Origin of the sequence: Anaeromyxobacter diazotrophicus, from assembly GCF_013340205.1 — a bacterium.
Taxonomy (GTDB): domain Bacteria; phylum Myxococcota; class Myxococcia; order Myxococcales; family Anaeromyxobacteraceae; genus Anaeromyxobacter_A; species Anaeromyxobacter_A diazotrophicus.
This window is the reverse complement of the sequence record NZ_BJTG01000001.1, coordinates 655,547-675,563: the sequence shown is the minus strand read 5'-3', so window position 1 is coordinate 675,563 and position 20,017 is coordinate 655,547. Positions and strand designations below refer to the sequence as shown.

Annotated in this window: 20 protein-coding genes; 9 read left to right on the top strand and 11 right to left on the bottom strand. The window is 75.6% G+C overall.

What is annotated here, in order from left to right; genetic code table 11:
• The coding region (locus tag HWY08_RS21595; RefSeq protein WP_209005104.1) for a hypothetical protein at positions 1-198 on the bottom strand (198 nt) is incomplete at its 3' end.
• 79 nt (positions 199-277) lie between these two features.
• Between HWY08_RS21595 and HWY08_RS03015 the strand changes: the two genes are divergently transcribed.
• The 5 genes from HWY08_RS03015 to HWY08_RS02995 all read left to right on the top strand — a co-directional run bounded on the left by HWY08_RS03015 (position 278) and on the right by HWY08_RS02995 (position 4,129).
• Positions 278-1,114 (top strand): TRAP transporter TatT component family protein, encoded by an 837-nt coding sequence (locus tag HWY08_RS03015; RefSeq protein WP_176062741.1) that lies wholly within the window; start codon positions 278-280, stop codon positions 1,112-1,114.
• A complete protein-coding gene (locus HWY08_RS03010) occupies positions 1,111-1,944 on the top strand; it encodes a DUF4292 domain-containing protein (RefSeq protein WP_176062738.1) in 834 nt (277 codons plus the stop codon). Before HWY08_RS03015 ends, HWY08_RS03010 begins: the two co-directional genes overlap by 4 nt.
• A gap of 76 nt (positions 1,945-2,020) precedes the next feature.
• Positions 2,021-2,716: a MotA/TolQ/ExbB proton channel family protein gene (locus HWY08_RS03005; RefSeq protein ID WP_308469059.1), complete on the top strand. Its 696-nt coding sequence runs from the start codon at positions 2,021-2,023 to the stop codon at positions 2,714-2,716.
• The gene (locus HWY08_RS03000) at positions 2,717-3,178 is read left to right on the top strand and encodes an ExbD/TolR family protein (RefSeq protein WP_176062736.1); all 462 of its coding nucleotides are present in this window, start codon (positions 2,717-2,719) and stop codon (positions 3,176-3,178) included.
• 150 nt (positions 3,179-3,328) lie between these two features.
• Positions 3,329-4,129: a GspE/PulE/PilB domain-containing protein gene (locus tag HWY08_RS02995; RefSeq protein ID WP_176062734.1), complete on the top strand. Its 801-nt coding sequence runs from the start codon at positions 3,329-3,331 to the stop codon at positions 4,127-4,129.
• Positions 4,130-4,162: 33 nt separating this feature from the next.
• Here HWY08_RS02995 and apaG read toward each other — a convergent pair whose 3' ends face one another.
• Positions 4,163-4,540 (bottom strand): Co2+/Mg2+ efflux facilitator ApaG/CorD, encoded by a 378-nt coding sequence (gene apaG, locus HWY08_RS02990; RefSeq protein ID WP_176062732.1) that lies wholly within the window; start codon positions 4,538-4,540, stop codon positions 4,163-4,165.
• A 61-nt stretch (positions 4,541-4,601) separates the two neighbouring features.
• Between apaG and HWY08_RS02985 the strand changes: the two genes are divergently transcribed.
• Entirely contained in the window at positions 4,602-5,426 is an 825-nt protein-coding gene (locus tag HWY08_RS02985) for an SIR2 family NAD-dependent protein deacylase (RefSeq protein WP_176062730.1), read from the top strand.
• 87 nt (positions 5,427-5,513) lie between these two features.
• Here the strand turns inward: HWY08_RS02985 and HWY08_RS02980 are convergent, their stop codons facing one another.
• The 3 genes from HWY08_RS02980 to HWY08_RS02970 all read right to left on the bottom strand — a co-directional run bounded on the left by HWY08_RS02980 (position 5,514) and on the right by HWY08_RS02970 (position 7,642).
• Positions 5,514-6,716 (bottom strand): metallophosphoesterase, encoded by a 1,203-nt coding sequence (locus tag HWY08_RS02980; RefSeq protein WP_176062729.1) that lies wholly within the window; start codon positions 6,714-6,716, stop codon positions 5,514-5,516.
• A gap of 146 nt (positions 6,717-6,862) precedes the next feature.
• Complete coding sequence (locus HWY08_RS02975; RefSeq protein WP_176062727.1) at positions 6,863-7,240, bottom strand: hypothetical protein; 378 nt, start codon at positions 7,238-7,240, stop codon at positions 6,863-6,865.
• Between the two features lie 54 nt (positions 7,241-7,294).
• Positions 7,295-7,642 carry a 4a-hydroxytetrahydrobiopterin dehydratase gene (locus tag HWY08_RS02970; protein WP_176062725.1) on the bottom strand — a complete coding sequence of 116 codons (348 nt, stop codon included), beginning with the start codon at positions 7,640-7,642 and terminating at the stop codon, positions 7,295-7,297.
• A 46-nt stretch (positions 7,643-7,688) separates the two neighbouring features.
• On the opposite strand from HWY08_RS02970, the gene HWY08_RS02965 reads away from it, so the two are divergent.
• Genes HWY08_RS02965 through HWY08_RS02955 form a run of 3 tightly spaced genes read left to right on the top strand, consistent with a single transcriptional unit; the run spans position 7,689 to position 10,807 of the window.
• Positions 7,689-8,060, top strand: coding sequence for a DUF423 domain-containing protein (locus tag HWY08_RS02965; RefSeq protein ID WP_176062723.1), 372 nt, complete (start codon positions 7,689-7,691; stop codon positions 8,058-8,060).
• 6 nt (positions 8,061-8,066) lie between these two features.
• The gene (locus HWY08_RS02960; RefSeq protein ID WP_176062721.1) at positions 8,067-9,446 is read left to right on the top strand and encodes a POT family MFS transporter; all 1,380 of its coding nucleotides are present in this window, start codon (positions 8,067-8,069) and stop codon (positions 9,444-9,446) included.
• A complete protein-coding gene (locus HWY08_RS02955; RefSeq protein ID WP_176062719.1) occupies positions 9,443-10,807 on the top strand; it encodes a POT family MFS transporter in 1,365 nt (454 codons plus the stop codon). The genes HWY08_RS02960 and HWY08_RS02955 overlap by 4 nt, the downstream gene beginning before the upstream one ends.
• A gap of 65 nt (positions 10,808-10,872) precedes the next feature.
• Here the strand turns inward: HWY08_RS02955 and HWY08_RS02950 are convergent, their stop codons facing one another.
• From HWY08_RS02950 to HWY08_RS02925, 6 genes are all read right to left on the bottom strand, one after another.
• Positions 10,873-11,400: a c-type cytochrome gene (locus HWY08_RS02950; RefSeq protein WP_176062717.1), complete on the bottom strand. Its 528-nt coding sequence runs from the start codon at positions 11,398-11,400 to the stop codon at positions 10,873-10,875.
• Positions 11,401-11,547: 147 nt separating this feature from the next.
• Positions 11,548-12,090 carry a DUF1858 domain-containing protein gene (locus tag HWY08_RS02945; protein WP_176062716.1) on the bottom strand — a complete coding sequence of 181 codons (543 nt, stop codon included), beginning with the start codon at positions 12,088-12,090 and terminating at the stop codon, positions 11,548-11,550.
• On the bottom strand, positions 12,083-13,345 hold the full coding sequence (locus tag HWY08_RS02940) for a DUF438 domain-containing protein (RefSeq protein ID WP_176062714.1): 1,263 nt from the start codon (positions 13,343-13,345) through the stop codon (positions 12,083-12,085). The genes HWY08_RS02945 and HWY08_RS02940 overlap by 8 nt, the downstream gene beginning before the upstream one ends.
• A 234-nt stretch (positions 13,346-13,579) precedes the next feature.
• Entirely contained in the window at positions 13,580-14,983 is a 1,404-nt protein-coding gene (locus HWY08_RS02935; protein ID WP_176062712.1) for an aspartate kinase, read from the bottom strand.
• Positions 14,984-15,020: 37 nt separating this feature from the next.
• A complete protein-coding gene (locus HWY08_RS02930) occupies positions 15,021-15,713 on the bottom strand; it encodes a hypothetical protein (protein WP_176062710.1) in 693 nt (230 codons plus the stop codon).
• A gap of 2 nt (positions 15,714-15,715) precedes the next feature.
• Positions 15,716-19,951, bottom strand: coding sequence for a DEAD/DEAH box helicase (locus HWY08_RS02925; RefSeq protein WP_176062708.1), 4,236 nt, complete (start codon positions 19,949-19,951; stop codon positions 15,716-15,718).
• Positions 19,952-20,017 lie beyond the last annotated feature (66 nt).

Sequence of the window (20,017 nt, the reverse complement as noted above, 5' to 3'; positions counted from 1 at the left end):
CGCGGCGGCCTCGCCCGCCCCCGCCCGGCCGGCCGCCACGCCGCCCCGCCCCGCGCACCCCGCGGCGGCTCCGGCCAGGGGCGCCGCGCCCGCGCGCGCCGCCCGCCGTCCGGCCCGGCCGGCGGCGAAGGCCGCGAGCAGCGCCCCGCCGCGCCGCGCCAGCGGGAAGGCGCGCCCGGCGCCGCGCCCGGCGCCCAAGGCCAAGCCAGCCGCGCGCGCCAGCCGCCCGCGCGCGGGCTCGAAGCCCACCGGCAAGAAGCGGCGCTGAGGCGGCGGCGTGCTCGCCCTCGCGCTCGCGCTGGCCCTCGCCGCCTCCGCCCCCGCGGCGCCGCCCGCCCCGGGCGCCGGCGTGGCGGCCGACGCGGGCCAGGCCGCGCTGGTCGCCGGGCGCGCCGCCTGGGCCGACCGCGCCGACCCGGCGCGGCTCGACGAGGCCCTCGCCCGCTTCGCCGAGGCGGCGCGCCTGCGCCCCGACGACGCCGCGCCGCTCCTCGCGCTGGCGCGGGCGCAGGCCTTCCGGGCCGAGGCGGCCCCGCGGTCGGCGCGCGAGGCGTGGGGCGAGGTGGCGCGCGCCGCCGAGCGGGCGCTGCGGCTCGCCGCGCCCGGCTTCGGCGAGGTGGTGGACGGCGGCGGGGAGCCCCGCGCCGCGGCCGCCAAGGTGGACGCGCGCGGCGCCGAGGCGCTCTACTGGCTCGCCCTCGGCGCCATGGGCGGCGCCCGGGCGCGGGGGATGGCGGCCGTGCTGGCGGTGAAGGACGAGGCGCGCGCGCTCATGGAGCGCGCGGCGGAGCTCGACGAGCGGGTGGACGGCGGCGGCCCGCGGCGCGCGCTCGGCGCCTGGCTCGCCACGCTGCCCTCGGCCGCCGGGGGCGGGGCCGCCGCGGCGCGCGCCCAGCTCGAGCGCGCCCGCGGGCTCGGCCCGGACGACCAGCGGACCAAGGTGGTGGAGGCGGAGACGCTGGCCGTGCTGCTCCAGGACCGGGCCCGCTTCGAGGCGCTGCTCGGCGAGGTGGTCGCCTTCGACCCGGCCCGGGCGCCGGCGCTGGCGGCGGAGAACCAGCTCGCCCGCCGGCGCGCCGAGGAGCTCCTGGCGCGCAAGGAGCGGCTGTTTTGACGACGAGGGCCCTCGCCGCCGCGCTGCTCGCGCTCCTCGCCGCCTGCGCGCGCGTGCCGCCGCCGACGCTGGCGCGCGATCCCTCCGCGCTGCTGGACCAGGTGCGGGTGGCGCAGGCGCGGGTGCAGCGCGTGCGCGGGGCCGCCGCCCTCCGGATCGCATCGCCCTCGTTCTCCGGCACCGTGACCGAGTTCATCGCGGCCGAGAAGCCGGACCGGGTCCACCTCGAGACGCTCGACTTCTTCGGCACGCCGGTGGCGGTGCTGGTGGCCGGGGGCGGGCGGTTCGCCTTCTACGACGCGCGCGCCAAGGTCTTCTACCGGGGCGAGGCCACCCCGCGGAACATCTCGCGCCTGCTCCCCTTCGAGCTGCCGGTCGAGGAGCTCGTCACCATCCTCTGCGGCTCGGCCCCGCTCCTGCCGGGCGCGCCGCTCGAGGTGGGGCAGGACGACGGGTTCCTCCTGCTCACGCTCGGGCTGGGCGACGTCGGCCAGCGGGTGGCGGTCGGGGAAGAGGCATCGGTCGGCTGGTCGCGCGTCCGCAAGGCCGGCCCCCCGGGCGCCCGCCCGGAGGACCTGAACCCCGGCTACGACCTCGAGTTCCGCGCCTTCGCCGACCGCGGCGGGGCGCGCTTCCCCCGCGAGGTGAAGCTCGACGCCCCCGCCAGCGGCGCGCGGCTGCAGCTCTCCTGGCACGACGACGTCGAGGTGAACGGGGCGCTCGAGCGCGAGCTCTTCCAGCTCGCCCCCCCGCCGGGCGTCCGCGTCGAGGAGCTCCCCGCCTCCGGCGCCGGGCCGGCGGCCGTGCCCCCGCCCGGCCGCCGGGAATGAGCCGCGCGGGTGAGGGGTTTCCCGACGTGAAGCGCTTCTCCTTGGACGCCGGCGTCCGACGGCGTATCTCTCGCCCGTGAACCTCGAGCTCTTCTCCCTCGTCAAGTCGAGCGTGGCCATGTGGCTCATCGTGGCCTGCTCGGTGGCCGCGGTCGCCGTCGCGGTCGAGCGCACGCTCGCGCTGTGGCGCTTCGGCGAGCAGGCGCGCACCCTCGCCGACGCCGTCACGCGCGCGCTCTTCCGGGGCGACCTGGAGGACGCGCGGGCGCAGTGCGAGCGCTCCGGCTCGCCCGCCGCCGACGTGTTCCTGGCGGGCCTCGTGGCGAGCGCGCCCGCGGCCGGCCTGGCCGGCCGTCCCCCGCGCGCGCAGAGCGCGGAGCAGCTGGCGGCCGCGGTCGAGCGGCAGCGGCAGCAGCTCAACCTCCGCCTCCGCGCCCGCCTGTGGATCCTCGGCACCATCGGCGCCACCGCCCCCTTCATCGGCCTCTTCGGCACCGTGGTCGGCATCATGCAGGCCTTCCACCAGATGGGCCTCTCGGGGCAGGGCGGCTTCAGCGTGGTGGCGGCCGGGATCTCCGAGGCGCTCGTCACCACCGCCGGCGGCATCGCGGTCGCGATCGAGGCGGTCATCCTCTACAACTTCCTCAACACCCACGTGCAGCGGCTGGCGCTGCAGTTCAGGCTGCTCGCCGAGGAGTACCTGGAGATCGTGAAGGAGACCCTCCCTCCTCCCGCCGCCCCGGCGCGCGCCGCGCGCGAGGAGAGCGCGTAGATGGCGGTGGGCGGGCCCAGCGGCGGCGGCGACGAGGACGTCGAGGGTGGCGGCGGCATCTTCGCCGACATCAACATCACGCCGCTCACCGACATCTTCCTGGTGCTGCTCATCATCTTCATGGTGACCACCACCGCCATCGCCGAGCAGGGCGGGCAGAACGGCGGCCTCAAGGTGAGCCTGCCCCGCGCCGGCAAGAGCGCCCCGTCCGCCGAGATGCACGATCTGGCGGTCGCGGTCCTGGAGGACGGGCGGACGGTCGTCGGCGGCAAGGTGGTCGACGAGGAGGAGCTGTCCCGGCTGCTCGAGCGGGCCCACGGCGATAACCCCGACACCCTGGTGCTCGTGCAGGCGGATCAGGGCGTGGCGCACGGCAAGGTGGTGGCGGTGATGGATCTCGCCCGGCGGCACGGGCTGTCGCGCCTCGCCATCGCCACCCGCGAGGATCCGGCCGCGCGCTGAGTGAGGGCGCGCTGAGGGGTGCGCGTCTGTGCCGCAGGGTCGCGGGTTCAGTCCCGCGCTCGCGCGTCGCCGGGGCATGGCCGCCCCCTGTCCTCGACCGGGGTGTACGGCCTCATTAGGATCCCGCGAAGCGGGGTCCTCGGAGGCGACATGCAGCCCAAGAAACGCCTCGGCGAGATGCTGATCGAGGCCGGCGCCATCGACGCCACCCAGCTCCAGTCGGCGCTCGGCCACCAGCGCAAGTGGGGCGGGAAGCTCGGCCAGGCGCTCGTCGACCTGAAGCTCGCGACCGAGGCGCAGATCGTGACCGCGCTCTCGCGCAAGTTCGGCTACGAGGTGGCGAACGTCGGCGCGCTGGCGCCGTCCCTGCTGCTCGAGAAGGCGCTCGCGCTGGTGCCGCGCGAGGTGGCGCTCCGGCAGACGCTCATCCCCATCGCCTCGGACACCGGCTCCATCACGGTGGCGATGGCCGACCCGTCCAACATCACGGTGGTCGACGAGATCGCGTTCCGCACCGGCCGGCGGGTGAAGGTGGCGCTGGCGGGCGATCGCGAGATCGCGGCGGCGGTCCGCCGCCTCTACTTCGCCGACGAGGGCCCGCGCACCGCCCCCCTCCCGCTGGACGTGCCGCCGCCGCTCCCCGGGCGGCCGGGCGCGAGCGCCGCGTTCGCCCCGCCTCCGCCGGACGAGCCCGACCCGCTCGGCGAGCCCATCCTGGCCACCGACCTCGCGCCCGAGGAGGAGGAGGGCCCGTTCGAGGGGCCGGTGGCGCCCCGCCCCGAGTCGCCGGCCAGCGCCGGGCTGGCCGAGGCGGTCGCCCGCGCCGCCGGAGGCGAGGAGATGGGGATCCGCCCGGCGAAGCTCCTGGCGGCGCTGGTGAAGGTGCTGATCCGCCGCGGGCTCGTCACGCCGGCCGAGCTGGTCGAGGAGCTGGAGCGCGCCGGGAAGTAGCGGCGCGCACGGCCGCGAGCCGGGCGCGCGCCGTCAGTGGAGCGCCCCGGGCGTCACCAGCGCGAACGGGGCGATCTCCGCGTCGAACCAGGTCCCGTCGTCCCGCTTCATGCGGTAGGTGCCGTGCATCGAGCCGTGCGGCGTGCGGAGGATGCAGAAGCTCGAGTAGTCGAAGTGCGCCCCCGCCTCGAGCCGCGGCTGCTGGCCCACCACGCCCTCGCCCACCACCTCCTCGTGCTCCCCCTGCGCGTCGGTGATGATCCAGTGGCGCGAGACGAGCTGGGCGGGCTCGTCGCCCTCGTTGGCGATGCGGACGGCGTAGCTGAAGAGCCAGCGGCCGGGGGCGGAGCGCTCCGGCCGGAACTCGCTCTGGACGTGCACGCGGATGCCGGACGTGAGGGCGGTCGACACGCCCGTCGTTATAACGTGCGGCGCAGGGCGCGCATCCGGGCGCGCCCCGGAGGCGGCTCGGATGGAGGAGCGGCTGCAGGAGATCCTGGGCGAGGTGCGGCGCGCCGGGGGGCGGGTGGTGGCGCTCACCGGCGCCGGCATCTCGGCCGAGAGCGGCATCCCCACCTTCCGCGGCGCGGAGGGGTACTGGGTCGTCGGCTCGCGGAACTACATGCCGCAGGAGATGGCGACCCACGCCATGTTCCAGCGGCGGCCCGACGAGGTGTGGCGCTGGTACCTCTACCGGTTCGGCGTCTGCCACCTGGCGCAGCCCAACGCCGGCCACCGGGCGCTGGTGGCGCTCGACCGCGCGCTCGGCGATCGCTTCCACCTCGTGACGCAGAACATCGACGGGCTGCACCTGCGGGCCGGCGCGACCCCGCAGCGCACGAGCTGCATCCACGGCGAGGCGGCCTGGGTGCGCTGCGCCGACGGCTGCGGCGCCGGCAGGCTGCCGCTCCCCGACCTCGGCCCGCGCGACGCGCGGACGCCGTTCAGCGCCGAGGATCGGCGCGCGCTCACCTGTCCCGGCTGCGGCGGCTGGCTCCGGCCGCACGTGCTCTGGTTCGACGAGTGCTACGACGAGGAGAACTACCGGATGGACACGGCGCTGCGCGCCGCCGGCCGCGCCGACCTCCTGCTGGTGGTCGGGACGAGCGGCGCCACGAACCTCCCCATGCAGATCGGCGAGCTGGCCTGGCGCCGCGGCATCGCGCTGGTGGACGTGAACCCGGAGGAGAACCCGTTCTCGGAGCTCTGCGCCCGCGCGCCGCGCGGCTTCTTCGCCCGCGGCGCCGCCTGCGCGCGGCTGCCGGAGATCGTCGCCGCGCTGACGGGCGCTCCGTAGACGGGGGTGCTGCTGCGAGGTGGCCGTTCACGGCGCCGGTCATCCGTAAGGCGGGGCTCGTCCTCCGCCGGCGCACCGCTGCGGACGTCAGGTGGTGAGGACGAGCTTCGTCACCTCGGCCGGCGCGCCGAGCCGCATGGGCGGGCCCCAGTAGCCGGTGCCGCAGGAGACGTAGATCTGGGTGGCCTTGCCGTCGCGCTCGAGCCGGTAGAGCCCCTTGTAGAAGGGGTAGACGGCCGCCACCACCAGGTTCCAGGGGAAGAGCTGCCCGCCGTGGGTGTGGCCGGAGAGCTGCAGGCCCACCCCGGCCGCGGCCGCCTCGGCCACCCCGCGCGGCTGGTGGGCGAGCAGCACCAGGGCGCGCTCCGGGTCGCGATCCTCGAGCGCCTGCTCCAGCGCCGGCCAGCGGCCGTCGTAACCGGGCGCGGCGCTCCAGTCGTTCACGCCGGCGAGGTCGAACGAGGCGCCGCCCGGGCCGCGATCCCCCAGCGTGAGGCGGGCGTTCTCGAGCGGCGTGACGCCGTAGCGGCGGAGCTCGGCCAGCCAGGCGCGCGCGCCGGAGTAGTACTCGTGGTTGCCGGTGACGAAGTAGACGCCGTGCCGGGCGCGGAGGCGCGCCAGGTGCTCGGTCGCGGCGCGCAGCTCGGCCACGCTCCCGTCGACGAGGTCGCCGGTGATGACCACCGCGTCCGGGCGGAGCGCGTTCGTCATGTCCACCACCCGCTTCACGTGCTTCTCGCGGATGGTGGGGCCGACGTGGAGGTCGGAGATCTGGGCCAGCGTGAAGCCGGAGAGCGCCCGCGGCAGCCGCTCGAGCGGCACCGCCAGCTCGACCACGCGCGGCTCGCCGGTGGCGCTCCGCACCGCGCCCGCCGCAGCGGCCCCGGCGGCCAGCACCGCGCCGCCGGCGAGCGTGCGCGCCACGAAGAGGCGCCGGCCCGGGTCGGTCGGCGCGAGCTCCGGCCCGGACGCCGCCGCCAGGCCGCGCAGCCCCGACCAGAGGAGCCGCGCGAGATCGGTGGCGACGAGCGCGACGAAGAGCAGGAAGGCGGCGCCCAGCCAGGTGAAGAGCACCGTCAGGCTGCCGCGGGTGGCCCGGAACGAGAGGCGCCGCGCCAGCGCCATGCCGAGCGGCACCGCCACCGCCGCGAGCGCGAAGACGACGAGCAACGCGCGGCGGCCGGGCAGGCCCGTGTCGCGCACCAGCCGCGCCCACAGGTAGTAGTGCATGCCGCCCAGCACGGCGAACAGGACGGCGAAGAAGAGGAGGAAGGTCGGGGTGCGGGTCAAGGTGGGCTCGCCAGCGGATCTACCGCGGGCGGAGGGGCGGCGCCACGACATGGGCGGCGCGAGGCCCTCTCCGGCGAGCGCGGACGGGGTTGCAAGGCCCCTCTCCCCGGCCCTCTCCCCGCTGCGCGGGGAGAGGGGGTCGGACCTCACCAGCGGCCGCGGTCGCGCCAGCGCTCCAGGTCGGCCCAGCGGCGGTCGAGCTCGGCGCAGCGGGCGCCGTACCAGGCCTCGAAGCGGTCGCGCTGCCAGTCGTCCCCGCGCCAGGTGGCGTAGAAGCGGTCGCGCGCGTGGTCGAGGCGGGCCTGCGCCTCGCGCAGCTCGCGGAACCGGCCGCCCTCGAAGCGCGCCACGCGCCAGGGGCGGGCGGGGGCGGGGGCGGGCGGGACGTAGGCGGGCGCGGGGGCCGGCCAGGCGCGGTCGCGCCGGTCGTGGTCGCGCCAGCCGTCGTCGTGATCGGCGCGGGCGGGGCCGGCCACCGCGGCCAGGGCGACGGCGGCGGCGAGGGTGAGGGCGGTGCGGTTCATGGCTTCCTCCGTTCGGTTCCTTCGCTGGGAAGGACGGCGGAGGAGGCCGCGCATTCAACGCCCCTCGGGCGGGGCCTCGCGGGGGAGCCGGTCGATCTTGCCAGCCAGGATGAAGTCGTTCTCGGAGAGCCCGCCGATGGCGTGGGTGGAGGTGGTCACGTCGAGCAGGTTCCAGTCGTGGAGGGCGAAGTCGGGGTGGTGGCCCTCCTGCTCGGCCAGCGCCGCCAGGGCGTTCACGAACCTCATGGCGCCCGCGAAGTCGCGGAAGCGGAAGTGGCGGTGGAGCTTCTCGCCCTGGAGATCCCACCCGTCGAGCGTCGCCAGGAGCTCCTCCGCCCGGGCGCGCGCGAGCTTCGGCACTCCCCCCTCGCACGGCACGCAGCGCTTCTTCGTCCAGTCCATGCTCGCTTCGGTAACGGCCCGGCCGTTCCCGCGCTAGACTCGCCGGATGGACCGCCTCTTCCTGGCGCTCGGCGCGCTCTCGGCGCTGGTCTCGGTGGCCGCGGGCGCGTTCGGGGCGCACGCGCTCAAGGCGCGGCTCGAGCCCGACCTGCTCGCCATCTTCGAGACCGGGGCGCGCTACGAGATGTACCACGCGCTCGGGCTGGTCGCGGTCGCCTGGGCGGCGCAGCGCTGGCCCGGCCCGGCCACCAGCGGCGCGGGCTGGCTCTTCGTGGCCGGCACGCTCCTCTTCTCGGGCAGCCTCTACGCGCTGGCGCTCTCCGGCGTTCGCGCGCTCGGCGCGGTGACGCCCGTGGGCGGCCTGTGCTTCCTCCTGGGCTGGGCGCTCCTCGCCTACGCCGCCGTCCGCGGCACCTAGGCGCGCATGCCCAAGGCCGAGCAGGATCGCTTCCCCCGCCAGATCAAGTACCTCGCCTGGAACGAGGGGTGCGAGCGCTTCTCGTACTACGGGATGACCTCGGTGCTCACCATCTACATGGTGCAGCGCCTGTTCCTGTCCGACGGCGAGGCGGAGTCGCGCTACCACCTCTTCGTCTTCGCCGTGTACCTGACGCCGCTCCTCGGGGCGTGGCTCGCCGATCGCTTCGTCGGCCGGTTCCGCGTCATCCTGTGGCTGTCGCTCGGCTACGTGCTCGGCCACGGGGTCATCGCCGCCTTCGAGAGCCGGGAGGGGCTCTACACCGGCATGGCGCTCATCGCGCTCGGGGCGGGCGGCATCAAGCCCTGCGCGGCGGCCTTCGTCGGGGACCAGTTCACCGACGAGAAGCGCCACCTGCTGAAGAAGGTCTACGACCTCTACTACTGGATGATCAACCTCGGGTCGACCGCCTCGACCCTGCTCATCCCGGTGCTGCTCGACCGCATGGGTCCGCGCGTGGCGTTCGCCATCCCGGGCCTGCTCATGGCGGGCGCGCTCGCCATCTTCTGGGCCGGGCGGCGCTCCTACGTGGAGGCGCCGCCCACCGGCCCCAACCCGCACGGCTTCTTCCGCGTGGTGGCGCACGCGATCCGGCGGCTCGGGACCGGGCGCCCGGGCGAGCCGTGGCTCGACGCGGCGCGCGACCGCTTCCCCGCCGAGGCGGTGGACGGCGCCCGGGCGGTGTTCCGGATCGTGGCGGTGTTCGCCCCCACCGCCGTGTTCTGGGCGCTCTTCTTCCAGTACGGGTCGTCGTGGGTGCTGCAGGCGGAGCGGATGGACCGGCGGCTCTTCGGCGTGCAGGTGCTCTCCTCGCAGGTGCCGACGCTCGACCCGGTCCTGGTGCTGGCGCTCATCCCGGTCTTCGCCGGGCTGGTCTACCCGCGGCTGGAGCGGCGCGGGGTGCGCGTCCACGCGCTCGGCAAGATGACGGTGGGGATGTTCGTGACGGTGCTGTCGTTCGCCTGCGCCGGGGGCGTGCAGGTGGCGCTCGACCTGGGCGCCCAGCCCGGCATCGCCTGGCAGGTGCCGCAGTACGTCTTCCTCGCCACCGGCGAGGTGCTGGTGTCGGTGACCGCGCTCGAGTTCGCCTACACCCAGGCGCCCGCCTCGATGAAGAGCGCCATCATGAGCCTCTGGTACGTCACCATCGCGGCGGGCTCCCTGCTCACCGCCTGGGTGGCGAGCCTCAACCGCTTCCACGGCGCCGGCTACTACTTCTTCTTCGCGGCGCTCATGCTGGCCGCGGCCTTCGCGTTCAAGGCGGTGGCGCGCCGCTACCGCCCGGTCGCGACGGTCGTCGCCGTCTCCCCCGCCGAGGTCCCATGAGCGCCGGCCCCGACCGCTACCCGCCGCAGATCAAGTTCATCGTCGGCAACGAGGGGTGCGAGCGCTTCTCGTTCTACGGGATGCGCTCGATCCTGACCGTCTACATGGCGCAGTGGCTCGCCCTGCCGGAGCACGAGGCCGAGGCGAACTACCACCTGTTCGTGATGGCCTGCTACCTCACGCCGCTCGCCGGCGGCTGGCTGGCCGACCGGCTGTGGGGGCGGTACCGGGTCATCCTGTGGCTGTCGCTCGGGTACGTGGCGGGCCACGCCACCATCGCCGCCTTCGAGACGCGCTGGGGGCTCCTGGCCGGGCTCACCCTCATCGCGCTCGGCTCGGGCGGCATCAAGCCGTGCGTGTCGGCCTTCGTCGGCGACCAGTTCCACCCGGAGCAGAAGAAGCTGCTCGAGCGCGTGTACGGGCTCTTCTACTGGATGGTGAACCTGGGCTCGTTCGGCTCGACCTTGCTCATCCCGGTGCTGCTCGCGAGCTTCGGCCCGCGCGTCGCGTTCGCGGTGCCGGGCCTCCTCATGGTGGCCGCGCTGGCCCTGTTCGTCGTGGGGCGGCGCCGGTACGTCCAGGTGCCCCCCACCGGCCCGAACCCGCACGCGTTCACGAAGGTGGTGGCGAGCGCGCTGCGCCGGCGCGCGAAGGCGCCGGCGGCGGGGAGCTGGCTCGACGCCGCCCGCGCCGACCACCCAGCCGAGGCGGTGGAGGGCGCGCAGGCGGTGTTCCGCATCATGGGCGTGTTCGCGGCGGTGACCGCGTTCTGGGCGCTCTTCGACCAGCACGGCGCGTCCTGGGTGCTGCAGGCGCGCCGCATGGACCTGGTGGTGTTCGGGCACGCGTTCCAGGCCTCGCAGCTGGCGGCGCTGAACCCGCTCATGGTGCTGCTCCTCATCCCGCTGCTGCAGCGGGTGGTCTTCCCGCTCCTCGAGCGCGCCGGCGTCCGCGTCACGCCGCTCGGGAAGATGACGCTCGGGATGTTCCTCACCGTGCTGTCGTTCGCCGCCGCCGCGCTGGTCGAGGTGGCGCTCGCCGGCGGCGCGCGGCCGAGCGCGCTCTGGCAGGTGCCCCAGTACGTGTTCCTCACCAGCGGCGAGGTGCTCGTGTCGGTGACCGGCCTCGAGTTCAGCTACACGCAGGCGCCGCGCACGATGAAGAGCACCATCATGAGCATCTGGATGGTGACGGTGGCGCTCGGGAACTTCCTCACCGCCGCCGTGTCCGCCGTGAACCGCTTCCAGGGGCCGAGCTACTTCTGGTTCTTCACCGCGCTCATGCTGGCGGGGGCGGTCGGGTTCGCGGTGGTGGCGCGGAGGTACCGGGCGGTGGGGGTGGCGGTCGAGCCGAGCCCGTAGGGCGGGGGCTCGACCCCCGCCGCCAGCCCGCCGGCCGGGCTCCCCGAAGGGCTCAGGCGGAGCAGCTACCTGGCGTCGTTCGCCTGCCCACCGATCGACTTCGGCTTCGCAGCCTCGTCCGCCTTCGCGCCGGCCGCCTTCGCCTTCGCCTTGGTCTTCGCCGCGTTCTCCTTCGCGGGCTTGCGGTGTTTCTTGACCGGCGTGGTGGCCTTCGCGGCAGCCTGGTCCCCCGCCTCCTTCGAGGTCGCCCCGACCTGCTCCGCCTTCGGCGCAGTCTTCTCTGCGGCCGCACCGGCATCCTTCGCCTGCTCGCTGGCGTCGCCCGCGGCGGGGGCCTCGCCGCGGAGGCCGGCGACGTACGCCGCCACCGCATCGGCGTCGTCGATCCTGACCGGCTTCATCGTCCCCGAGCCTTCGGTGATGGCGCTCTTCACCTGCGCCGCGGGGAGGCCGGCGATGGGCTTCTTCACCATCTTCGATCCCGCGCCCTCCGGGCCGTGGCACATCTTGCACTTCGCGTTGTAGGTCGCAGCACCGTCCGCCGAGGCGACGGTGGAGACCGCAACGGCGAGCCATGCGATGAGAGTTCTCACGTCGATGGTCCTTTCCTGGTGGGGCTTCGGTCCGACGGCCGCCATGGACACGTATTCAATGGGCGCGAAGATCTACCGCGCCTTGCCACGTCCCGCTCGTGAAGTGCCCGGCCGACCGTAGCTTCGCCGTGGCCGAGGCCGAGCGTGCTACCCCGGCGCGCCGGCCCTGCGGAACCAGGTGCGGACGAGCCCCTCGCCCTCGGCGGCGCTGTAGCTCTCGAAGCCCTTGGCGCGCGCCAGGTCGAGGAGCGGCGCCGGCACGAACGGCGTGACGAGCTCGTAGGCCTCGCCGGGCGCGAGGGCGGCCAGGTCGGCCATCACGCGCTGCATGGGGTGCTCCCCGGCCTGGATGGCCGCGCGCGCGTCGTGGGTGCGCGCCGGGGTGGCGCCCGCGAGCCACGCCGGCGGGGATGCGGCCGGCGCGTCGCCGGCGGCGGCGACGGCGAGGGGCGGGAGCCCCGCCGCGGCGCGGAGCCGGTCGATGAGGGTGGCGAGCGGGACGCCGCTCACGCTCGCCACCTGGCGCAGCGTCGCGACCTTCGCCACGGTGCGGCGGAGCACCGGGTTCCGGAGCGCCTGGAAATGCGGCGAGATCTCGAGCAGCGCGACCTCGAGCCCCGGCCAGCGCTCCAGGAGCGCGCCCAGCTTCGAGTCCGGGGTGATGTCGGCGGCGGCGCAGCCCTCAGCCATCGGCCTGCTCCTCCTTCCACGACAGGAGCCGCTGCTCGCCCGTGAGCGCGCGCTTCTCGGTGAGGTCCTGCGTCACCTCCAGGCACCCGAGGTAGGCGCCGGCCGCGTCGCGCAGGGCCACGTACTCGATGTGGACGAAGCGGCCGCGCTTCTCGATCCAGAAGGCGGCGCGGTCGTGCCGCCCGGAGCGGAGCCCGGCGAGGATGCGATCGACCGTGTCCACGCTCGAGGGCGGGTGGCAGTACTGCACCTTGCGCCCCAGCACCGCCCGGCTCCGGGCAAAGACCCGCTCCTTGCCGTGCGTGAAGTAGCGGACCCGGTCGTCGGCGTCCACGAAGGTGGCATCGAGGGGCAGGGCGTCGAGGAGGGCGGTGAGCTCCCTGGGCGAGAAGCTGCCGGTGGCGAAGCGCAGCCGGTGGCCGGCGGCGGACGGCTCCGGCTCGGTCGGCGCCGGCGGGGCCGAGGCGGGCCGCCAGCCCTCGCCGGGCTCGACCAGGCAGTAGCCGTACTCGTCGCTCTGCCGCGCGATCTCCCACCACTCCAGCTCCTGGAGCGTGTCGAGCGACATGGGGAGCAGGATCTGCTCCTCGCGCTCGGCCATGTCGCGGATCGCCTGAGCGGCGGGCGCGGCGGCGAGGTCGAAGACCGCGCGCGCCTCCTCGGCGGTGGTGCCGGCCGGCGCGGCGGCGAGCGCCTCGAGCGCGCCGCGCAGCAGCGCGCGCGCCTCGTCGTGCTTCGCCCACATCACCTTGGGCGGCCCGGTGACCCCGTGCTTCTCGAGGTAAGGGAAGAGGAGGTGCTCCTTGCGCAGGTAGTGCTTCTCCACGTCGGTGAGCGCGTTCAGGTGCTCGCGGGCCGCGAGCAGCACCTCGGCGGCCGGCTCCGCGCCGCCGAGCGCGTCGAGCGCGGCCCTCACCCGCGCCAGGGCGTCGAGCTCGCGCCGGAGCGCGGCGTTCTCCTGCCGGAAGGTGTGGGCCGGGTGCCCCGGGGGCGCGGTCGGCGCGGCCACGAGGTCGATGGCGCCCTCCAGCGCGGCGCCGTGCAGGTGGCAGAGGCGCGTCACCTCCTCGGGCGGGAGGCCCTCCGCCATCAGCTCCTGCTCGACCTCCACCACCAGGCCGTAGGGGACGAGGCCCATGAGGCGCACGAGCTGGCGCTGCACCTGCTGCGGCGCGGCGCCCTCGTGCAGCTGCAGGATGAGGTGCTTCAGCAGGTCCTTGCGAGGCCGGCTCGCGTGGTCGAGGAGCTCGCTCACGGCCGCACCCGCAGGTCGGCGGAGGTCGGCGCGATGACGTCGGTAGGCATGCCCCAGCGCTGTTGCGAAGGGCTTGCCAGCCGATGACCGCTGGGATTCCGGTGTCTTGCGCGCCGGACCGGCGCCGGCTCACCCGGATTTCGGTGCGCCGCCACCCATTAGGCGTTGCGAGCGGACCCGCCCGACCGGGCGAGCGCTCGGGGCCGGGAGCTCCGCCCGCCCGGCTCCGAGGGGCTACGCGTGGCCGTTCTTCGCCCGCGCCACCTCGACGCAGAGCGCCTGGTTGAGGGCGGCGATCGCCTTCCGGTAGTGGGCGCGGTCGATCACGAACTGCATGTTGATCTGCCGGAGCGACTGCGAGAACGCGTTCACGTTGATGCCGTTGTCGGCCAGCACCTGCGCCGCCCGCGCCAGCACGCCGGGGATGGCGATGTTCGAGCCGATGACGCACACCACCGCCGACGGCAGGATGGTCACCTTCTCGTAGGAGTTCTCGAGCTCCTCGATGAACGACGGGCGCGCCGACTTCTCCCAGATGACGTGGGTGATGGAGTTCGCGTTGGTGGCCTTGAGGATGTACGAGACGCCGTGGCGCTTGAAGATCTCCATCACGCCGAGGTCGAAGCCCACCGTGCCGACCATGCCCGGGTCGTGGATCTCGACCGCGGTCACCTTGGGCGTGCCGGCGATGACCTCGATGCGCGCCTCCTTGCCCACGTACTCCTTGGTGATGAGGGTGCCGGGGTGCTCGGGCTCGAAGGTGTTCTTGAGGCGGATGGGGATGCCGGCGAGCTCCATCGGCTTCGCCGCCTTGGGGTGGATGGCCTCCATCCCGACGTCGGCCAGCTGGTCGGCGACGTCGTAGTTGGTGTTGCCCACCGGGACGATGTTGTCCGCGCCCACGATCTCCGGGTCGGCCGAGGAGAGGTGGAACTCCTTGTGGATGATGGCCTCGCTGGCGCGCAGCTCGACCGCCACCTTGCTGAAGGTGACCTCGGAGTAGCCGCGGTCGAACTCCCGCATGATGCCCTCGACGCCCTTCGTGTACCCGGTCACCACCACCACCTGCTTGGCCGGGTTCACGCCGCGGAAGGCCTGGTGGATGCGCTCGTCGATGGTGATGGGGTCGTCGTCGTCGAAGCCGGTCAGATCCATGAAGGAGGCCTCCACCCCCTTCGCCTTCAGGATCTCGGCGCTGTTGAAGGCGCTGTGCGCCTCGCCGATGGCGGCCAGCATCTCGCGGGCGGCGAGCAGCACGCTGTCGCGGCGCAGGTAGCCGCTCGCCAGCACGTGCCGCATCGAGTGCAGGTAGGCCTTGAGCGCCGCCATGCGCTGGTCGATGAAGCGGTCGGCGACCGCGAGCGGCAGGCCGAGCGGGGCGAGGCCGGCGTTGAGCGCCTTGAGCTTCGTGGTCAGCGCGTCGAGCGCCCCCCCGAAGTCCTCGCCGGCGGCGAAGCGGGCGTAGATGCCCGGCTCGCCCGTCTTCTTGTGCTCGAGGAGCTGGTTCGTCACGCCCGCGTAGGCCGAGACGACGTAGACCCGCCCGTACACGCGGGAGGGCTCGCGCAGGATGATGTTCGCGAGCACGTCCTGGAAGGCGGACATCGACGTGCCGCCGATCTTCTCGACCGTGATCATAGGTCCCGCTAGGGTAGCCGGAACCGCACACCGGTCGTCAAGATCTGCCGCCGCTCACCCGTCCGCGGGAGGGGCGGGTGGGAGCCCGGGGGCGGGGGTCGGTGCAGGCGCCGGACGAGGGAGCGAGCGCCGCCCCGTGCGACCTGAGCAGCTCGAGCGCCCCCTCGAACGTCAGCTGGGCGGCCCGGCGGTGCGCGGTGGCCGGGAGGGCGGCGGCCCAGCTCCGCACCACCACCGACTGGCGCCCGCGCTCGGCGGCCCCCGTGGAGAGGTGGGCCAGGAGGCCCGCCTCGAGCTCCTTGGCGGCGCGGGCCAGATCGCGCTCCGGCGGCCAGGAGTTCTGCCGGCCCAGCTGGTCGAGGTGCGCCTCGCCGGCGCGCTCCACCTCCTCGAGCAGCCGCACCGCGGCCGGCGAGAGCCCGGCGCGCACCCGCTCCAGCCGGCGCGCGTCGTGCGCGATCCGCAGCAGCGCGGGCCACAGCGCGGCGTGGAGGAAGGTCACCTTGCCGCCGACGAGCTTCAGCGTCAGCACCTCGGGCGAGGCCTCGAGCGCCGCGGACAGCTCGACGATGCGCGCGCTCGCCGGGTGGTCGCACCAGCTCCCCTGGACGCGGCCGCCGGCCACCTGCTCGGCCAGCGAGTCGGAGCCCCCGACCGGCGTGAGCGGCAGCGCCCCGCGCTCGCGGACGAGCGCGAGCGCCTCCGCCGGGGTTTCGAGGTGTCCAGGCACCCTCATGGAATGTCGGCGGATGAACTGCTTGTCAACTCCCAGCCGTGGCGCTCCCCGGAGGACGGCGGCGGGACGGGCACGCCGTCGAGGTAGGCGACGCGGCGCGCGAGCTGCGCCGGGACGCGCGGCCCGGGCGTGAGGATCCCGACCAGGTTGAGCGGATCGGCGGCGGAGAGCTCGACCCGCTCGCCCGCGGGGCGGACGCGCCGGACGGCGCGCAGGGCCTCCACCGCCTCCGGCAGCGCGAACTGCTCGCCGGAGAAGCCCGTGACGAAGCGGCCGCCGCGGATCCGGCCGCTCGCCTCGGCGCGCCGGAGGTACCGGACGAGCTCGCGCCAGGGCGGCGCGTCCGGCTCGCGCGCGAGGAGGTCGCGGAACACCACGCCCCAGCGCCGCAGGAGCTGCTCGGCCCGGCGCTCGAGGAGCTCGTCGGCGGGCACCTCGGGCCGCGCGAGGAGCACCCACCGGCCACCCGCGGCGCCGGGCCTGCGCTGCAGCCGCGGCCGCGGCGTCTCGACCAGCGCGCGCAGCCCGGCGAACGCGTCGCAGGTGACCGCGCCGGCGCTGACGAGCTCCCACAGCGCGGCGTCCACCTCGACCGGTGGCTTGCGGGTGAGGACCGCCAGCTCCGACACGAACGACGCGCCCGCGCTCCGGAGCGCGCCCACCAGCGCCTGGGCGCCCGGGCCGAGCGGCGCGCCCGGGCCGGCCGCTGCCGCGAGCCAGCCCAGGTCGGCGCGGAGCGCCAGCGTGACCGGCGCGTTGCGCGTGGGGGCGAGCCGGCGCGCCGGCGCGGCGAGGTCGCCCGCCACCGCGAGCCGGCCCCAGGCCACCTCGCCGTGCAGGCACAGCTCGTCGAGCAGGGCGGGCGCGTAGCCCCCGACCCGCGCCGGCAAGAGCTCCGCCTCCCAGGCGCCGGCCGGCGCGTGGAAGCCCTGGAGCTGCGCCACGACCTCCGCCACCCCCCGCGCGCCGTGCAGGCGCTGCCCGGGCAGGGCGTGCTGCCAGCGCACGAGGAAGCGCAGCAGGTCCGGGGTGCCGACCGGCTCGATCTCGCGCCGCAGCCGGTGCAGGGTGAGGCGCTGGATGCGGGCGAGCAGGTTCCGCTCGCACCAGTGCGGCGCTTCGGCGGCGTGCGGGACGCCAGCGAGGAACTGGCCGCGCAGCACGAGCCCCTCGAGCTCGAGCGCGAGCAGCGCGTCCCGGACGAGCGGCGGCGGCAGCGCCAGGCGCTCGGCGAGCGCGGCCTCGGTGGTCGGGCCCAGGCGCGGCATCCACCCGCGCAGCACGGCCGCCGCCGCCTCCTCGCGCGAGGCAGGGGCGGGCTCGCCCGGAAGCGGCGCGAGCGGCGGGTCGAGCCGGAGGGACGGGTCGAGCGCCCGGGCGAGCGCGGCGCGCTCGGCCGCCACCCAGGCGACGCCGCCCTCGCGACGGCCGCGGGCCGCGCGGCCGTCCGCGACCAGGGCGTCGAGCCACCGCTCCCAGCCGGCCCCGTCGCGCGCCGGGAGGACGCCCAGCTCGAGGAGGAGGTCGTGCAGCTCCTCGGCGTCGCGGACGTCCGGCCAGACCTGGTCGGCGATCTCCTTCACCGCCGCCGGGTCGAGCGCGCCGAGCTCGGCGGCCTCCGCCGGCGGGAGCGCCCGGCGCAGCATGACGGCGCGGGCGCGCCGCTCCTCCAGCGGCGCGTCGTCGAGGTAGGCCCAGGGCCGCGCGCCCACGATCTCGTGCGCCAGCGGCGAGGGCTCGGCGGTGTCGCGCGCGAGGAGCCGCACCTCGCCGCGCTCGACGCGGCCGAGGAGCGCCGCCAGCCCCGGGTAGTCCATCGCCTCGTGGAGGCAGTCGTGCAGCGCCTCCTTCACGAGCGGGTGGTCGGGCGCCTCGATGGGCCCGTGCTGGTCGGCGTTGTCCTGGCACGCCACCGCCAGCGGGAAGACGGCGGCGAGGAGGTCGTCCGACCGCATCCGCGCGATGGGCGGCGGGGTGCGCTTGCCGCCGAGCATGCGCGGGATGGCGAGCGCGCGGGTCGCGTCCCAGCGCCAGCGCACCGGGAACATGGGCGACTGGAGCGCCGCAGCCACGAGGACGTCCTCGGCGGTGCGCGCGTCGACGAGCTCGAAGATCCCCTCCAGCGGGAAGCTGTGCTGCGGGCCCAGCGAGAGGAGCACCCCCTCGTCGGTGGCGGCCGCCTGCAGCTCGAAGTCGAAGCTGCGGCAGAAGCGCTTCCGCAGCGCGAGGCCGAGCGCGCGGTTCACGCGCGCGCCGAAGGGCGCGTGCACCACCACCTGCATGCCGCCGCCCTCGTCGAAGAACCGCTCCGCCACGAGCGTGTCCTGGGTCGGCACGGCGCCGAGCACGGCGCGGCTCGCCGCCAGGTATTCCACCGCCTGGCGCGCCCCCGCCTCGGGGAGCGCGCCCTCCGCGGCGAGCCAGGCCACCGCCGCCTCCCGGTCCGCGAGGCGCCGCTCCACCTCCTGCCGCAGCGCGGACACCTCCTCCGAGAGCCGGGCGCTCCGGCCGGGCGCCTCGGCGTTCCAGAACGGCACCCCCGGCGGCGCGCCGTGCGCGTCCTCGACCCGCACCACCCCCGCCTCCACGCGCCGGATGCGCCAGGAGGTGTTGCCGAGCAGGAACACGTCGCCGGCCAGGCTCTCGACCGCGAAGTCCTCGTCGAGCTGCCCCACCACGACGCCCTCGGGCTCGGCCACCACCTGGTACTGCGAGGTGTCGGGGATGGCGCCGCCGCCGGTCAGCGCCGCCAGCCGCGCGCCGCGCCGGGCGCGCAGGCGGCCGTGCACCGCGTCGCGGTGGAGGAGCGCCGCCGCGCGGCCGCGGCGGGTGGCGACGCCGTCCGCCAGCATGGCGACGACGGCGTCGAACTCCGCCCGCGGCAGCGCGCGGTAGGGCCAGGCGCGCCGGACGCGCGCGAAGAGCGCCTCCTCCGGGACCGCCTCGCCCGCCGCGGCGCTCGCCACCTCGGCCACGAGCTGCTGGGCGAGGATGTCGCGCGGGTGGCGCGGCACCGCCGTGACCTCGATGCGCCCCGCGCGCGCCGCGCGGACGAAGGCGGCGCACTCGACCAGCTCGTCCCGGCTCATGGGGAAGAGCCGGCCCCGGGGCGTCGCCCCGCGCCAGTGGCCGGCCCGGCCGACGCGCTGCAGGCCGGTCGAGACCGCGCCGGGCGAGCCGAGCTGCACCACCAGCTCCACCGCCCCCACGTCGATGCCGAGCTCGAGCGAGGCGGTGGCGACGAGGCAGCGCAGCCGCCCCTCCTTGAGGCGCTGCTCGGCGTCGAGCCGCCGGGCGCGCGAGAGGCTGCCGTGGTGCGCGCCCACCGCGTCGGCCCCGAGCCGCTCGCCGAGGGCGTGGGCGGCGCGCTCGGTCAGGCGGCGGGTGTTCGCGAAGACGAGCGTGGTGCGGTGCGCGCGCACGAGCTCGGCCACCCGGTCGTAGGTCTCGGCCCACAGCTCGTTCGAGGCGATGGAGGAGAGCTCGTCGCGGGGGATCTCGATCCCGAGGTCGAGCGGGCGGCGCCGCCCCACCTCGACGATGGCGCAGTCGGGCCGGCCCTCCGGGTCGACGCGCGCGGCGCCGACGAGGAACCGCGCCACCTCCTCCACCGGGTGCTGGGTGGCGGAGAGGCCGATGCGCTGCGGCCGGCGGCCGGTGAGCGCCTCGAGGCGCTCGAGCGAGAGCGCCAGGTGCGCGCCGCGCTTGTCGCGGGCGACGGCGTGGATCTCGTCGCAGACCACCGTCCGGACCGGGGTGAGGAGCCGCCGGCCGCGCTCGCTGGTGAGGAGGAGGTAGAGCGACTCGGGGGTGGTGACGAGGACGTGCGGCGGCCGCCGCAGCATCGCCTGGCGCCGCGCGGGGGAGGTGTCGCCGGAGCGCACCAGCACGCGGATGGGCGGGAGCGGGTGGCCCTCCGCCCGCGCCAGCTCCGCGATCTCCGCCAGCGGCGCCTGGAGGTTCTTCTCGACGTCGTTGCCGAGCGCCTTGAGCGGCGAGACGTAGAGCACCTCGGTCGCGTCGCGCAGCTCGCCCGCCAGCGCCTGCCGCACCAGCCGGTCGAGGCAGGCGAGGAAGGCGGCGAGCGTCTTGCCGGAGCCGGTGGGCGCGGAGAGGAGCGCGTCGCGCCCGGCCTGGATGGCGGGCCAGCCCGCCGCCTGGGGCTCGGTGGGCGTGGCGAAGCGCGCCTCGAACCAGCGCGCCACCAGCGGATGGAAGCCGTCGAGGACCACCGCCTCGACTTAGCGCCACCCGCCCCGCTTTTCCGCGCGACGCGCCGCGTCGCGGACTTATCGTCG

Bases quoted from the DNA above. Each gene is read 5' to 3' on its own strand.
- HWY08_RS03000 (WP_176062736.1), top strand. From the start codon at position 2,717: ATGGCGGTGGGCGGGCCCAGCGGCGGCGGCGACGAGGACGTCGAGGGT.
- HWY08_RS02995 (WP_176062734.1), top strand. From the start codon at position 3,329: ATGCAGCCCAAGAAACGCCTCGGCGAGATGCTGATCGAGGCCGGCGCC.
- HWY08_RS02985 (WP_176062730.1), top strand. From the start codon at position 4,602: ATGGAGGAGCGGCTGCAGGAGATCCTGGGCGAGGTGCGGCGCGCCGGG.
- HWY08_RS02975 (WP_176062727.1), bottom strand. From the start codon at position 7,240: ATGAACCGCACCGCCCTCACCCTCGCCGCCGCCGTCGCCCTGGCCGCG.
- HWY08_RS02970 (WP_176062725.1), bottom strand. From the start codon at position 7,642: ATGGACTGGACGAAGAAGCGCTGCGTGCCGTGCGAGGGGGGAGTGCCG.
- HWY08_RS02965 (WP_176062723.1), top strand. From the start codon at position 7,689: ATGGACCGCCTCTTCCTGGCGCTCGGCGCGCTCTCGGCGCTGGTCTCG.
- HWY08_RS02960 (WP_176062721.1), top strand. From the start codon at position 8,067: ATGCCCAAGGCCGAGCAGGATCGCTTCCCCCGCCAGATCAAGTACCTC.
- HWY08_RS02955 (WP_176062719.1), top strand. From the start codon at position 9,443: ATGAGCGCCGGCCCCGACCGCTACCCGCCGCAGATCAAGTTCATCGTC.
- HWY08_RS02945 (WP_176062716.1), bottom strand. From the start codon at position 12,090: ATGGCTGAGGGCTGCGCCGCCGCCGACATCACCCCGGACTCGAAGCTG.
- HWY08_RS02935 (WP_176062712.1), bottom strand. From the start codon at position 14,983: ATGATCACGGTCGAGAAGATCGGCGGCACGTCGATGTCCGCCTTCCAG.